Source organism: Streptomyces bikiniensis (assembly GCF_000716625.1).
Taxonomy (GTDB): Bacteria; Actinomycetota; Actinomycetes; order Streptomycetales; family Streptomycetaceae; genus Streptomyces; species Streptomyces bikiniensis.
In genome coordinates this window covers 106,450-121,762 of the sequence record NZ_JNXJ01000016.1, presented here as the reverse complement: position 1 = coordinate 121,762, position 15,313 = coordinate 106,450, and the positions used below count along the sequence as shown (strand labels likewise).

General features: G+C 72.2%; 12 protein-coding genes. All 12 read left to right on the top strand.

All coding sequences use genetic code 11. From position 1 onward, the window contains the following. Positions 1–211: 211 nt before the first annotated feature. The 12 genes from OO47_RS15800 to OO47_RS15745 all read left to right on the top strand — a co-directional run bounded on the left by OO47_RS15800 (position 212) and on the right by OO47_RS15745 (position 15,196). Positions 212–1,357, top strand: coding sequence for a sensor histidine kinase (locus tag OO47_RS15800; protein WP_033209215.1), 1,146 nt, complete (start codon positions 212–214; stop codon positions 1,355–1,357). Positions 1,358–1,466: 109 nt separating this feature from the next. Next, positions 1,467–2,996 (top strand): bifunctional tetrahydrofolate synthase/dihydrofolate synthase, encoded by a 1,530-nt coding sequence (gene folC / locus OO47_RS15795; protein WP_030211205.1) that lies wholly within the window; start codon positions 1,467–1,469, stop codon positions 2,994–2,996. 5 nt (positions 2,997–3,001) lie between these two features. After that, positions 3,002–3,364, top strand: a complete 363-nt coding sequence (locus OO47_RS15790) for a DUF4233 domain-containing protein (RefSeq protein ID WP_030211202.1) — start codon at positions 3,002–3,004, stop codon at positions 3,362–3,364. Positions 3,365–3,430: 66 nt separating this feature from the next. Next, on the top strand, positions 3,431–3,844 hold the full coding sequence (gene ndk, locus OO47_RS15785; protein ID WP_030211200.1) for a nucleoside-diphosphate kinase: 414 nt from the start codon (positions 3,431–3,433) through the stop codon (positions 3,842–3,844). A 275-nt stretch (positions 3,845–4,119) separates the two neighbouring features. After that, positions 4,120–5,139: a rod shape-determining protein gene (locus OO47_RS15780; RefSeq protein ID WP_030211198.1), complete on the top strand. Its 1,020-nt coding sequence runs from the start codon at positions 4,120–4,122 to the stop codon at positions 5,137–5,139. A 140-nt stretch (positions 5,140–5,279) separates the two neighbouring features. Beyond that, positions 5,280–6,281, top strand: coding sequence for a rod shape-determining protein MreC (mreC, locus tag OO47_RS15775; RefSeq protein ID WP_030211197.1), 1,002 nt, complete (start codon positions 5,280–5,282; stop codon positions 6,279–6,281). Further along, positions 6,278–6,946: a rod shape-determining protein MreD gene (gene mreD / locus OO47_RS15770; protein WP_030211194.1), complete on the top strand. Its 669-nt coding sequence runs from the start codon at positions 6,278–6,280 to the stop codon at positions 6,944–6,946. Before mreC ends, mreD begins: the two co-directional genes overlap by 4 nt. A 19-nt stretch (positions 6,947–6,965) precedes the next feature. Then, entirely contained in the window at positions 6,966–9,173 is a 2,208-nt protein-coding gene (gene mrdA / locus OO47_RS15765; protein ID WP_030211191.1) for a penicillin-binding protein 2, read from the top strand. Between the two features lie 4 nt (positions 9,174–9,177). After that, entirely contained in the window at positions 9,178–10,377 is a 1,200-nt protein-coding gene (gene rodA, locus OO47_RS15760) for a rod shape-determining protein RodA (protein ID WP_030211190.1), read from the top strand. A 60-nt stretch (positions 10,378–10,437) separates the two neighbouring features. Further along, positions 10,438–11,934, top strand: a complete 1,497-nt coding sequence (locus OO47_RS15755) for a CYTH and CHAD domain-containing protein (protein WP_030211189.1) — start codon at positions 10,438–10,440, stop codon at positions 11,932–11,934. Between the two features lie 86 nt (positions 11,935–12,020). Continuing rightward, positions 12,021–13,949, top strand: coding sequence for a TIGR03960 family B12-binding radical SAM protein (locus tag OO47_RS15750; RefSeq protein ID WP_030211188.1), 1,929 nt, complete (start codon positions 12,021–12,023; stop codon positions 13,947–13,949). Between the two features lie 65 nt (positions 13,950–14,014). Further along, the gene (locus tag OO47_RS15745; protein ID WP_030211186.1) at positions 14,015–15,196 is read left to right on the top strand and encodes a hypothetical protein; all 1,182 of its coding nucleotides are present in this window, start codon (positions 14,015–14,017) and stop codon (positions 15,194–15,196) included. Positions 15,197–15,313: the final 117 nt, after the last annotated feature.

Here is a 15,313-nt window from a genome sequence, read left to right as displayed (position 1 = left end):
CAGCGGCCGGACGAACTCCCACTCGGCGTCCGACAGTTCATGGCGACGTATCACAACACCATGATCCACCAGCGGTGATCATTTGAAGACACTGCCTAGTTCCGTCAGTCATCGACGGAGGGCCCGGAACCGATCGCCCGGTTCCGGGCCCTTCCCGTACGGGTGTGCCGAGCGCCCGGCACAGGGTTCGCGACCCTGGATGATGGAAGGCATGCTCCGTCTCCCCGTCGTCCCCGCGCTGCGCCGTCGCGCGGACCGGTGGGCGGGCTCGCCCCGCGCCCTCGACGCCGTCGCCGCGCTCGGCGCCTTCGGCCTCATGCTCCTGGACGTGCCCGGGCTCGCCCGCGAGGACAACTCCCTCACCGGCGCCACCGCCACCCTGGTCCTGGCGGCCGGGGCGGCCACCCTGCTCCTCCGGCGCCGGCTGCCGTGGGTCCCGTACCTGGTGGCACTCGTCCTGATGGGCTGGCTGCACGAGCTCACCATGATCCAGTTCGCGCTGTACTCGCTCGGCCGCTTCCGGGGCCGGCGGGCCGCCGTCGCCGCGACCGCGCTGTACGGCGCCGTCGCGTACGCCTTCTTCCAGACGCCCGGCCGGCCCCTGCACGGCTACACCCTGAGCGACTTCCTGAGCGTCGTCGTCCCGATCGGGGTCCTCGCGGCGGGCGTCGGCATCGCCGCGTACCGGCAGGACCTCGTCCGCGCCCTGGAGACCGAGCGCCGCGAGGCCGCCGCCCGGCAGGCCGTGCAGGAGGAGCGGATCTCCGTCGGCCGGGACGTCCACGACCTGGTCGGCCGCGAGCTCACCGTCCTCGCGGTACGGGCCGAGGTCCTCGCGGCGCGGGCCCGGGGCGAGGACCGACGGCAGGACCTCGAGGAGCTCGCGGACACCGCCCGGCGCGCCCACCGGATGCTCAACGAGACGATCGTGCGGCGCGCCGACCGGGAATCCGCCGATCCGGCCACCGCCGGCCTCGACGGGCTCGCCGCCCTCGTCCGGGAGAGCGGGCGGATGGGCACCCCCGTGGAACTGGCGGTCGCCGAGGAGACGAAGTCGCTGTCGCCGCTCCGGCAGACGGCCGTCCACCGGGTCGTCCGCGAGTGCCTGACGAACGCCGCCAAGCACGCGCCCGGCCTGCCCGTGGCGGTCGCGATCGCGCTGGAGGGGGCCGACCTGCGGATCGAGGTCCGCAACCCGCTGCCCGAGGCGCCGCCGGACCGGGCCCCCGTCTCGGCCGGCACCGGACTGCTCTCCATGGAGGAACGGGTCACCAGCATGGGCGGCACGCTGACGGCGGGCCCGGAGGGCGGGGAGTACGTGGTGCGGGCGACGCTTCCGGCGGGGCTGGAGCGCTGAGCGATTAGCGCTTCTCCTCCGCCACTTCGTGGCGGAGCCCTCCTACCTGCCCGAAGCTCGACGGGCAGGTCCGTAAAACGACTAGCGCGGCTCTCCGTAGACTGGCCCCGTGAGTGAGCCCCGCGACCCGTCCGACACGCCCGACGACCCGACCGGCGCCCCCGACGCCTTCGACGAGATCGTCGACAACGAGACCCACCGCGATCCCGACCTGGCGGTGATCGAGGCCGGCAGCCGCACCCTGCGCGCCCAGGCCGGACCGCCCCAGGGCGACCCCGTGCCGAGCCGCCCCGAGGACCCGGAGCTCGACGAGGCGCTGCGCGAGGTCGAGACCGAGCTGTCCACGCGCTGGGGCGAGACCAAGCTGGAGCCCTCGGTCACCCGCATCGCCGCCCTGATGGACGTCCTCGGCGAGCCGCAGCGCGCGTACCCCACGATCCACATCACCGGCACCAACGGCAAGACGTCGACGGCCCGCATGATCGAGGCCCTGCTCGGCGCCTTCGAGCTGCGCACCGGCCGGTACACCTCGCCGCACGTGCAGACCATCACCGAGCGCATCAGCCTCGACGGCGCCCCGATCTCCGCCGAGCGGTTCATCGAGACGTACCGGGACATCGCGCCGTACGTGGAGCTCGTCGACGCCCGCGAGGAGTACCGGCTCTCCTTCTTCGAGGTCCTCACCGGCATGGCGTACGCGGCCTTCGCCGACGCCCCGGTCGACGCGGCCGTGATCGAGGTCGGCATGGGCGGCACCTGGGACGCCACCAACGTCATCGACGCCTCCGTCGCCGTCGTCACCCCCATCGACCTCGACCACACCGACCGGCTGGGGGAGACCCCGGCCGAGATCGCGGCCGAGAAGTCCGGGATCATCAAGCCGGGCGCGACCGTCATCCTGGCCCAGCAGCCCGTCGACGCGGCCCAGGTCCTCCTGAAGAAGGCCGTCGAGGCGGACGCCACCGTGGCCCGCGAGGGCATGGAGTTCGGCGTCGTCTCCCGCGAGGTCGCGGTCGGCGGCCAGCTCCTGACCCTGCGCGGGCTCGGCGGCGAGTACGAGGACGTCTTCCTGCCGCTGCACGGCGCCTACCAGGCGCACAACGCGGCCGTGGCGCTCGCCGCCGTCGAGGCCTTCTTCGGCATCGGCGCGCAGCACGCCCGCACCCTCGACGTGGACACGGTCCGCCAGGCGTTCGCACGGGTGGCCTCGCCCGGCCGCCTGGAGATCGTCCGCTCCTCGCCGACCGTCGTCCTGGACGCCGCGCACAATCCGCACGGCGCGCGGGCGACCGCCGAGGGCATCAGCGAGGCCTTCGGCTTCTCCCGGCTCGTCGGCGTGGTCGCCACGAGCGCCGACAAGGACGCCAAGGGGGTCCTGGAGGCCTTCGAGCCGATCCTCGCGGAGGTCGTGGTCACCACGAACTCCAACCCCCGCTCCACCGACGTGGACGCGCTCGCCGCGCTCGCGGTCGAGGTCTTCGGCGAGGACCGGGTCGTCGTGGAGCCGCGGCTCCCCGACGCCATCGAGGCGGCGATCACCCTCGCGGAGGAAGAGGCCGAGTACGGCGGCGCGGGTGTCCTCGTGACCGGTTCGATCTTCACGGTCGGCGACGCCCGGCTGCTGCTCAAGAGGGGCTGAAACCCATGCGCACGCTCTGTTCCTCGACGCTCATCGGCGAGTTCTTCGTGATCGGCTTCGCCGGGCTCGTCGCCATGAAGGACGACACGCTCGCGATGTCCACCGTCTGGTGGGTCTGCGGCGTGGCCATGGTCTTCTCGGTGCTGCTGTGCGGGATGGTCACCCGGCCCGGAGGCGTCCAGCTCGGCTGGGCCCTCCAGATCGGCCTGGTCGCCAGCGGCTTCTTCGTCCCGGTCATGTTCTTCCTCGGCGCGGCCTTCGCCGCCCTGTGGTGGGCCTCGGTCCACTACGGCCGCAAGGTGGACGAGGTCAAGGCCCGTTGGGCCGACCAGGCCGCCCGGGGCCCGGCAGAGCCTGACGCTGCGTAATCGGGGCACGTGCGGGCCCTGTAGCCTCGGAGGCCCGCACACCGCTTTTCCCGAAGGAGTTCCCCCGTGAGCCAGCGCACGCTCGTCCTGCTCAAGCCCGACGCCGTCCGCCGCGGCCTGGTCGGCGAGATCATCGGCCGCATCGAGCGCAAGGCGGGCTGGACGCTCGCGGCCCTGGAGCTGCGCGAGCTGGACCAGGAGACGCTGGAGCAGCACTACGGCGAGCACAAGGGCAAGCCCTTCTACGAGCCGCTGATGGGCTTCATGTCCTCCGGCCCCGTCGTCGCGCTCGTCGTCGAGGGCGAGCGGGTCATCGAGGGCGTCCGGCAGCTCGCCGGCCCGACCGACCCGATCGCCGCCGCGCCGGGCTCCGTCCGGGGCGACTTCGGCACCATCGTCCGCGAGAACCTGATCCACGCCTCGGACTCCGAGGAGTCGGCCCTCCGCGAGCTGAAGATCTTCTTCCCGGGCCTCGCCTGATCCGTACGCGGTCCGGTCCGTACGCGGTCCGGTCCGTACTCCGTCTGCGCCGGGTCCCGCCTGACCCGGCGTCGGCCGAACGCACCATCCCACTGGGGCGACCGAAGGAATTCGGTCGCCCCCAGGCATATGAACGACAATCCCGGGAACGGATCGCCGCATCCTGCCGTCACCTGTACAGAGGTGGACCACCGCGCGGCATCCGGGCGGGCAGCACTACGATGGAAAACTCCACGCCGCACCACTCTCAGCCATGGGAAATCAAGGGGAACTCAATGTCGTTCATCGGCCGTGACATGGCTGTCGACCTCGGGACCGCCAACACGCTGGTGTACGTCAGGGGTCGAGGCATCGTTCTGAACGAGCCGTCCGTCGTCGCGATCAACACCAACACCGGCGGCATCCTCGCGGTCGGTGCCGAGGCGAAGAAGATGATCGGCCGGACCCCCGGCAACATCGTCGCCGTGCGCCCGCTCAAGGACGGCGTGATCGCCGACTTCGAGATCACCGAGCGGATGCTCCGCTACTTCATCCTCAAGATCCACAAGCGCCGCTACCTGGCCCGCCCCCGGGTCGTCGTCTGCGTGCCCTCCGGCATCACCGGAGTGGAGCGCCGCGCCGTCATCGAGGCCTCCACCCAGGCCGGCGCCCGCCAGGTGCACATCATCGAGGAGCCCATGGCGGCGGCCATCGGCTCGGGCCTCCCCGTCCACGAGGCCACCGGCAACATGGTCGTGGACATCGGCGGCGGCACCACCGAGGTCGCCGTCATCTCCCTCGGCGGAATCGTCACGGCACAGTCCATCCGGGTCGCCGGCGACGAGCTGGACAACGCGATCATCCAGCACGTCAAGAAGGAGTACTCGCTCCTCCTCGGCGAGCGCACGGCCGAGCAGATCAAGATCACCATCGGCTCCGCCTACGACCTGGAGAAGGACGAGCACACCGAGATCCGCGGCCGCGACCTCGTCTCCGGCCTGCCCAAGACCGTGGTCATCTCCGCCGCCGAGGTCCGCAAGGCCATCGAGGAGCCGGTCAACGCGATCGTCGACGCCGTGAAGACCACCCTCGACAAGTGCCCGCCGGAGCTCTCCGGTGACGTCATGGACCGAGGCATCGTTCTCACCGGTGGCGGCGCCCTGCTGCGCGGTCTCGACGAGCGGCTCCGCCACGAGACCGGCATGCCGATCCACATCGCCGAGGACCCGCTGGACTCGGTGGCGCTCGGCTCCGGCAAGTGCGTGGAGGAGTTCGAGGCCCTCCAGCAGGTCCTCGACGCGCAGCCGCGCCGCTAGCGGCGCGAACGGGACCGGTGCGGTAGAACTACCGCACCGACCCCGTACCCGTACCCGTACGCGCACCACAGCTCGTACCGCAGCTCGCACCACGGAACAACGGAACAGACGAACCACGAGGAAAGGCACGGCCGCCGCACGTGAGGGACACACGAGAGAGCCGGCTGCTCCTGGTACTGCTGATCGCCATCGCGTTCGCGCTGATCACGGTGGACATCCGCGGCGGCCAGGAGTCACCCGTCGACGGTGCCCGGCAGGCCGCGGCGGCGGTCTTCGGGCCGGTCGAGAACGGTGTGGCCGCCGCCGTCGACCCCGTCGGCAACGCCATAGGGGCGGTACGGGACTCCGGCGAGCGGCACACCCGGATCGCCGCCCTGGAGAAGGAGAACGCCGAGCTCAAGGCGAGGCTCGGCAGCGACGACCGCAACCGCAGCCGGCTGAACGAGCTCGACACCCTGCTCAAGACCGCCGGAGCCGGCCAGTACGGCATCAAGGGCGCCCAGGTCATCGCCATAGGAGCGGCCCAGGGCTTCTCCTGGACCGTCACCATCGACGTCGGCTCCCGCGACGGCATCCGGCGGGACATGACGGTGCTCAACGGCGCCGGACTCGTCGGCCGCGTCACCACCGTCGGCCCCTCCACCTCCACCGTCCTCCTCGCCAACGACCCCGACTTCACCGTCGGCACCCGCATGGAGAAGAGCGACGAACTCGGCTTCGCCACCGGCCAGGGCGACAGCCCGCTGCGCGTCCAGCTCCTCAACGGCAAGGCCGAGGTGAAGCCCGGCGACCGGCTCGTCACCTTCGGCTCGCGCGCCGACAAGCCCTTCGTGCCCGGCGTCCCGGTCGGCGAGATCATCCGCGTCGACCCGGCGGGCGGCGGCCTGACCCGCAACGTCTACGTCCGCCCGTACGTCGGCTTCACCAAGCTCGACATCGTCGGCGTCGTCGTCCAGGCCCCGCGCTCCGACCCGCGCGACGCGGTCCTGCCGCAGAAGCCCAAGCCCGCGCCGACCGTCACCGTCACGGTCACGCCGAAACCGACGGGCAGCGGGCAGCCGGAACAGGCACAGAACCAGAACCAGGCCGGTCAGAACCAGGGCCAGAACCAGGCCCAGGACCAGGGGGACGCGACACCGTGAAGATCAACCGCATCCTCCTCTCCGCCGCCCTGATCGTGGTCGCCCTGGTCGTCCAGGTCTCCGTCCTCGCCCGCCTCCAGCTCCCCGGCGCCGTCCCCGACCTCGTCCTCCTCACCGTCGTCGGCCTCGCCCTCGTCTACGGACACGTCAGCGGCGCCCTCATCGGCTTCAGCGCCGGCCTCCTCGCCGACCTCGCCCCGCCCGCCGACCACGCCGCCGGCCGCTACGCCCTCGTGCTCTGCCTCGTCGGCTACCTCGTCGGCCTGGCCCGCCCGGAGAACGGCCGGCTCACCTCCGCGGCCGGCCCCATGGCCGTCGTCGTCGCCGCGGCCGTCGGCTCCACGCTCCTCTACGCGGGCGTCGGCGCCCTCGTCGGCGACACCGCCGCCCGCCACGTCGGCCTGACCTCCCTGCTGTTCACCGCGGCCCTGTACGACCTGCTCCTCGCGCCCTTCACGGTGCCGCTCATCATGGCCCTGGCCCGACGCGCCGAGAACGATCCGCTCGCCGACGCCGGCGGAGGCGCCGGAACCGACGTCGCCTCCGGCTGGCTCTCCTCCGGAACCGGCCTCAGGATCGGCGCCCAGCGCGGCGGACTGCGCGTGAAGGCCGCCCGGAACCGGGCCACACGGGCCGGACGCATCAAGGGAGTCAAGCGACTGTGACCGAGGGGGCCAAGGCAGCATGAGCAACATCCCCGAGACCGGCCGGACCCCCCGGGTCCAGATCCGGCTCGTCGTCATCCAGATCCTCGTCTTCTCCCTGCTCCTCACCCTGGGGGGCCGGCTCTGGTACCTCCAGATCCGCAACGGCAAGGAGTACACGGACGAGGCGAAGAACAACCACGTCCAGCAGGTCGTCCAGCCCGCCGTCCGCGGCTCGATCCTGGACGCCCGCGGCGTCCCGCTCGCCGACAACGAGACCCGGCTCGTGGTCTCCGCGTCCCGCACCGAGCTGATGAAGATGAAGGACGACGGCAAGGCGGTCCTCACCCGGCTCGCCGGCGTCCTCGGCATGAAGCCCCAGGACGTCATCAACAGGATCCGGCTCTGCGACTCCAAGACCCCCAAGCCCTGCTGGAACGGCTCCCCCTACCAGCCGATCCCCGTCACCGACGAGGCCACCACCCAGCAGGCGCTGACGATCCGTGAGAGCTCGGAGAACTTCCCCGGCATCACCGCCGAACCCACCGCCGTCCGCCGCTACCCGGCGCCCGGCAAGGCGCGCACGGCGCAGGTGCTCGGCTACCTCTCGCCCGTCACCGACTCCGAGATCGAGAAGGCCAAGGACACCGACTCGCCGTTCCTCCGCTCCGACCAGGTCGGCCGCTCCGGCATCGAGCGCACGTACGACAAGGAGCTGCGCGGCAAGGCCGGCGTGACCCGCTACGAGGTCGACAACCTCGGCCGCGTCATGGGCCAGGCCGAGTCCGACCCGGGCGTGGCCGGATCCACCCTCGTCACCAGCATCGACGCCCGCGTCCAGGCCGTCGCCGAGTACGAGCTCCACGCGGCGATGAAGGAGGTCCGGAAGGAGACCGACAAGATCACCGGCCGGAAGTACGAGGCCGACGCGGGCGCCGTCGTCGTCATGGAGACCAAGACCGGTCGCGTCGTCGCGATGGCCTCCCAGCCCGACTACGACCCCAACGCCTGGGTCGGCGGCATCTCCGCCAAGGACTACTCCACCCTCACCAGCAAGGCCTCCAACTACCCGCTGCTCAACCGCGCCATCCAGGGCCAGGCCGCCGCCGGCTCCATCTTCAAGGTGATCTCGGCGAGCGCCGCCGTGCGGGCCGGCCACGACTTCAACGACAGGTACAACTGCAGCAGCTCCTACAGCCTCGGCAGCCGGAGCTTCGCCAACTTCGAGTCCCAGGGACACGGCCCCATCACCCTCGGCGAGGCCCTCAAGTACTCCTGCAACACCGTCTTCTACGCCCTCGGCCACCAGGAGTGGCAGCGCGACGGCGGGCTCACGCCCAAGAAGGACGCGAAGGACTGGTTCTACCGCACCGCCCGTGACTTCGGCCTCGGCGCCGAGACCGGCATCGACCTGCCGAACGAGGTGACCGGCCGCGTCCCCGACCGCAAGTGGAAGCAGGACTTCTGGGCGGCCAACAAGGACGTCTGGTGCAAGCAGGGCAAGAAGGGCGGCACCTACGTCCAGCAGATCGCCTACGAGAGCTGCCTCGAAGGCAACCAGCTCAAGGCGTACGACAGCATCAACTTCGCCATCGGCCAGGGCGACGTCCTCGTCACCCCCATCCAGATGGCCACCATCTACGCCGCCATCTCCAACGGCGGCACCCTCTACGACCCCGCCGTCGGCAAGGCCGTGATCAGCCCCGACGGCAAGAGCGTCCGGGAGATCAAGCCCAAGGCCCACGGCAAGCTCCCGGTCGGCCCGCAGACCATCCGGGACCTCGACAAGGGCCTGCGCTCCGTGGTCGAGCCCGGCGGCACCGCCGCCTGGCGGTTCGGCGGCTGGCCCCAGGACAAGATCCCCATGCGGGCCAAGACCGGCACCGCCCAGGTCTACGGCAAGCAGACCACCTCCTGGCTGGCCACCTACACCGACGACTTCACCATCGTCATGACGATCTCCCAGGGCGGCACCGGCTCCGGCGCCTCCGGCCCCGCCGTGCGCAACATCTACGACGCCCTCTACGGCCTGGACGACGAGGGCAACCAGGACCTCAGGAAGGCCCTGCTGCCCCAGCCCCAGAAGACCCTGCCGAAGATCAACCGCTACGGCACCATCGACGCCCCCGTGGTCAAGCCGTACGATCCCGCGTCGCAGAAGGCCGACCCCGCGAAGAGCGACGGTCCCGCGCAGGAGGGCGACGGACAGCCGCCGCTCGCCGGACCGCCGCCCGTCTGGAGGGACTGACCCGATGCCGACCCGCACCAGCTTCTCCGTCTCCCGCTACGCCCCCCAGCGCGGCCCGCTCGTGAAGCTCACCGCCCGCGACTCGGTCCTGCGCCGCCTCGACTGGCCGATGCTGCTCTCGGCGCTCGCGCTCTCCCTGCTCGGCGCCCTGCTCGTCTGGTCCGCCACCCGGGGCCGCACCCAGCTCAACCAGGGCGACCCCTACTACTTCCTCTTCCGGCACCTCCTCAACACCGGCATCGGCCTCGCCCTGATGGTCGGCACGATCTGGCTCGGCCACCGCACCCTGCGCGGCGCGGTGCCGGTCCTCTACGGCATCTCCATCGTGCTGATCCTCGCCGTCCTCACCCCGCTCGGCGCCACCATCAACGGCGCGCACGCGTGGATCGTGATCGGCGGCGGCTTCTCCCTCCAGCCCAGCGAGTTCGTCAAGATCACGATCATCCTGGTCATGGCGATGCTGCTCGCGGCCAAGGTCGACGCGGGGGACCAGCTCCACCCCGACCACGGCACCGTCGCCAAGGCCCTGGTCCTCGCCGCCCTCCCCATGGGCATCGTCATGCTGATGCCCGACCTCGGCTCGGTCATGGTGATGGCGGTCATCGTCCTCGGCGTCCTGCTCGCCTCCGGCGCGTCCAACCGCTGGGTCCTCGGCCTGATCGGCGCGGGCGTCCTCGGCGCGGTCCTCGTCACCACCCTCGGCATGCTCGACGAGTACCAGATCAACCGCTTCGCGGCCTTCGCCAACCCCGACCTCGACCCGGCCGGCGTCGGCTACAACACCAACCAGGCCCGCATCGCCATCGGCTCCGGAGGCCTCTACGGCACGGGCCTCTTCAAGGGGCACCAGACCAGCGGCCAGTTCGTGCCCGAGCAGCAGACCGACTTCATCTTCACCGTCGCGGGCGAGGAGTTGGGCTTCGTCGGGGCCGGCCTCATCCTCGTCCTGCTCGGGGTCGTCCTCTGGCGCGCCTGCCGGATCGCCCGCGAGACCACCGAGCTGTACGGCACGGTCGTCGCCGCCGGGATCATCGCCTGGTTCGCCTTCCAGTCCTTCGAGAACATCGGCATGACCCTCGGCATCATGCCGGTCGCGGGCCTGCCGCTGCCGTTCGTCTCGTACGGCGGCTCGTCCATGTTCGCGGTGTGGGTGGCGATCGGACTCCTCCAGTCGATCCGCGTCCAGCGCCCGATGACGGCCTGACACCGGCCTTTCCGCCCCTTCGGCCGAGTAAGCGGGCCCCTCGGCGGTTAGACGTGGGGTATGGCCGAGACGAAGCGCGAGATCGAGCGGAAGTACGAAGCCGCGGCGGGGACCGACGTCCCGGACCTCAGCCGGGTCCGGGAGGTCGCGACCGTCGCCGACGACGGCGTCACGGAACTCGACGCCGTCTACCACGACACCCCCGACCTGCGCCTGGCCGCCGACTCGATCACCCTGCGCCGGCGCACCGGCGGCTCGGACGCGGGCTGGCACCTGAAGTTCCCCGTCGCCGTCGGCGTCCGCGACGAGATCAGGGCCCCGCTCTCCGACACCCTCCCGCCCGACCTGGCGGCCCTGCTGCGCTCCCGCGTCCGCGGCGGCGAGGTCGTCCCCGTCGTCCGCCTCCGCTCCGCCCGCGACGTCCGCCGGCTCCTCGACGCCGACGGCGGCCCCCTCGCCGAACTCTCCGTCGACACCGTCCGCGCCGAACGCCTGCCCGACGGCCCCCGGGCCTCCTGGACCGAGATCGAGGTCGAAGCAGCCGACGGGGCGGACCCCGGCATCCTCGACGCCGTCGAGAAGCGCCTGCGGAAGGCCGGCATCCGCCCCTCGGACGCCCCCTCCAAACTGGCCAGGGCCCTCGCGGAGACGGCCCCCGGAGACACCCCCCTCGACACCGCCCCGCCCGGCGAACCCGGCACCGCCGGAGCCGCCGTCCTCGCCTACGTGCGCGAACAGGCCGAGGCGGTCGTCGCCCTCGACCCCGCCGTCCGCCGCGACCTCCCCGACGCCGTCCACCAGCTCCGCGTCGCCTGCCGCCGCCTGCGCAGCGCCCTCAAGACGTACCGCTCCGTCCTCGACCGGAACGCCACCGACCCCCTCGGCGGCGAACTCAAGTGGCTCGCGGGCGAACTGGGCGCCGCCCGCGACCAGGAGGTGCTCGCCGAGCGGCTGCGCGCCCACCTCGCCGACGTCCCCCGGACCCTTCGCCTCGGCCCGGTGAAGGCCCGGCTGCGGATCTGGGACGCGGCCCGCACCGAGGACGCCCGCCGCAGGGCCGTCGCCGCCCTCGACTCCGACCGGTACCTCGCCCTCCTCGACCGCCTCGACGCCCTCCTCGCCGACCCGCCGCTGCGCGAGGCCGCCTCCCGCGACGCCGCGAAGGTCCTCGCCCGCGCCGTCCGCAAGGACCACGCCCGGCTCGCCGCCCGCGTCGACCGCGCCCTCTCCCTCACCCCCGGCCACGAACGCGACCTCGCCCTCCACGAGGCCCGCAAGGCCGCCAAACGCACCCGCTACGCCGCCGACGCGGCCCGCCCCGTCCTCGGGAAGTCCGCGAAGAAGTTCGCCAAACGGGTGAAGAAGGTCCAGTCCCTGCTCGGCGAGCACCAGGACGGCGTGGTGGCCCGCGCCACCCTCCGCGACCTCGCCCTCCAGGCCCACACGGCCGGCGAGACCGCCTTCACCTGGGGACTCCTGTACGGCAGGGAGGAGGCGGCGGCGGACGCGGCCGAGCGCGCGCTGCCCGGGGCCTGGGCGGGGGCCGCGCCCCTCTGACCCCGGAGCGCCGCGGGGCGGCTCCGGGCCACCGGGCACCGGGGTACGCTTGAGAGTCGCCCCCTGCCCGCTCACGAAGGTTCGAGATGTCTGCTGCCGAGTCTGTCTTCCCGCAGCTCGAAGCCCTGCTCCCGCACGTGCAGAAGCCGATCCAGTACGTCGGCGGAGAGCTGAACTCCACGGTCAAGCCCTGGGACGAGTGCGACGTCCGCTGGGCGCTGATGTACCCGGACGCGTACGAGGTCGGCCTGCCCAACCAGGGCGTCATGATCCTCTACGAGGTGCTGAACGAGCGCGAGGGCGTCCTCGCCGAGCGCACCTACAGCGTGTGGCCGGACCTCGAAGAGCTGATGCGCGAGCACCGGGTCCCGCAGTTCACGGTCGACAGCCACCGCCCCGTGGGCGCCTTCGACGTGTTCGGCCTGTCCTTCTCCACGGAGCTGGGCTACACGAACATGCTCACCGCGCTCGACCTCGCGGGCATCCCGCTGGAGGCGAGGGACCGGACCGTCGACCACCCGATCGTGCTCGCCGGCGGCCACGCCGCCTTCAACCCCGAGCCCATCGCGGACTTCATCGACGCGGCGGTCATCGGCGACGGCGAGCAGGCCGTCCTCGACATGACCGAGATCATCCGCGCCTGGAAGGCGGAGGGCAGGCCGGGCGGCCGCGACGAGGTCCTCTTCCGCCTCGCGAGGACCGGCGGCGTCTACGTCCCGCGCTTCTACGACGTCGAGTACCTGCCGGACGGGCGCATCGGCCGCGTCGTGCCCAACCGGTCCGGCGTGCCGTGGCGCGTCTCCAAGCACACCGTCATGGACCTCGACGAGTGGCCGTACCCCAAGCAGCCCCTCGTCCCGCTCGCGGAGACCGTCCACGAGCGCATGTCCGTCGAGATCTTCCGCGGCTGCACCCGCGGCTGCCGCTTCTGCCAGGCCGGCATGATCACGCGCCCCGTGCGGGAGCGAAGCATCACCGGCATCGGCGAGATGGTCGACAAGGGCCTCAAGGCGACGGGCTTCGAGGAGGTCGGCCTCCTCTCCCTCTCCTCCGCGGACCACACCGAGATCGGCGACATCGCGAAGGGCCTCGCGGACCGCTACACCGAGGACAAGGTGGGCCTGTCCCTCCCCTCGACCCGCGTGGACGCCTTCAACGTCGACCTGGCCAACGAGCTGACCAGGAACGGACGCCGCTCCGGCCTCACCTTCGCCCCCGAGGGCGGCTCCGAGCGCATGCGCAAGGTCATCAACAAGATGGTCTCGGAGGAGGACCTGATCCGGACCGTCTCCACCGCCTACGGCAACGGCTGGCGCCAGGTGAAGCTGTACTTCATGTGCGGCCTGCCGACGGAGACCGACGAGGACGTCCTGCAGATCGCCGACATGGCGATGAACGTGATCGCCGAGGGCCGCAAGGTCTCCGGCCAGAACGACATCCGCTGCACCGTCTCCATCGGCGGCTTCGTGCCCAAGCCGCACACCCCCTTCCAGTGGGCTCCGCAGCTCTCGGCCGAGGAGACGGACGAGCGCCTGCGCAAGCTCCGCGACAAGATCCGCGGCGACAAGAAGTACGGGCGCTCGATCGGCTTCCGCTACCACGACGGCAAGCCCGGCATCGTGGAGGGCCTCCTCTCGCGCGGCGACCGGCGCCTGGGCGCCGTCATCCGCGCCGTGTACGAGGACGGCGGCCGCTTCGACGGCTGGCGCGAGCACTTCTCGTACAACCGCTGGATGGCCTGCGCCGAGAAGACGCTCCCCGAGTACGGCGTGGACGTCGCCTGGTACACCACCCGCGAGCGCACCTACGAGGAGGTCCTGCCCTGGGACCACCTGGACTCCGGTCTCGACAAGGACTGGCTCTGGGAGGACTGGCAGGACGCCCTGGACGAGACCGAGGTCGAGGACTGCCGCTGGACGCCGTGCTTCGACTGCGGCGTGTGCCCGGCGATGCAGACCGAGATCCAGGTCGGCCCCACCGGCAAGAAGCTGCTGCCGCTGACGGTCGTCAAGTAAGGACGTTCCACGACGGCCCGGCGCGAGGGGTGAACCCTCCGCCGGGCCGTCGCGTCATGTTCGGCATGAGCCTGGAAAGCCCGACGCCACCCGCGCTGATCCGCGTTCCCGTCCGGATCGTCGTGCTCGTCGCCGTCCTGCCGGTCCGGATGGCCTGGGACGCCCTCGCCGCCGGGGGACGGCTCCTCGACCGGGTCCTCCTCCGCCCGGCGGGCCGCGGCCTGGAGTGGCTCTTCGACCACGCGGTGGTCCTCCCGGCCCGGTGGCTGTACCGATGGCTCCTCGCACCGGCGGGCCGGGGGATCGCGATCGGGGCCGGGTGGCTCGGCCGGGGCCTGGAGCGGCTGCTCAGGGCGGTGTTCGTGTGGCCGTGGCGGTACGTGGTGGTGCCGGTCGCCCGGTACGGGGTCGCCGTCCCGGCCGGGTGGCTGTACCGGCGGGTCCTCTCCCCGCTCGGCGCCGGCTGCCTGTTCCTCCTGGAGAAGCTGGTCCTCGTCCCGCTCGCCGCGCTCTTCCGGCACGTCCTGGCCCCCCTGTTCCGCTACGGGGCCGCCGTTCCCGCCGTGTGGCTGTACCGCCGTGTGCTCGTCCCGCTGGGGGAGGGCCTGGGGTGGGCGTTCCGGCAGGCCGGGCGGGGTCTGGGCCGGCTCCTGCCCCGGCTGGGCCTCGCGCTGTTCGTGTGGCCGTGGGCCGGGCTCTGGCGGTACGTGGTCGCGCCCGTCGTCCGGTACGGGGTCGTCCTCCCCGCCCTCTGGCTCTGGAAGCGGGTCCTCGCGCCCGTCGGCCGGGAGGTGCGGGACGCGCTCGCGCTGTGCTGGCGGGTCGCCGGGTTCGTGTCGCGGGCCGTCGGGCGCGGGCTCAAGTGGCTCGCGCGGAACCTGCTCGGACGGCCGCTGGTCCACGTGTGGCACGGGCTCCGGTGGTGCGGCCGGCACCTGGTCGCGCGGCCCGCCGCCCGGATTCGGGCGTCCGTCCTCCGGCCCGCCGGGCACTGGGTCCGCGACGCCCTCTGGGCCCCGGCCCGCCGCGCCGCCGTCGAGGCCGGACACGCCGCGAAGGACGCGCTCGCCTCCGCCCGCGCCACCGTCCGGGAGGCCCGCCGGGACGCCTGGCGCGCCCTCGTCGGCGCGGCCCGGCCGGTCGAGCCCCGGGAACCGGCGGCGGCCCGTGCGCGTACTCTGGGTAGTACAACGAACGTCTCCGGCGCGGTGCCCGCCCCCGAGATCTCCCTGCGGAAGCGGGGGTGAACCGGGCGGACCCCCCGAGACGACCCGTACAGCTCGTGGACGGCGCACGCCCGTGCCGCCCCGCAACGAGGAGAAGAACCACTGGGCAAGCGACAGCCCGAAGGCCCGCCGCCCGCA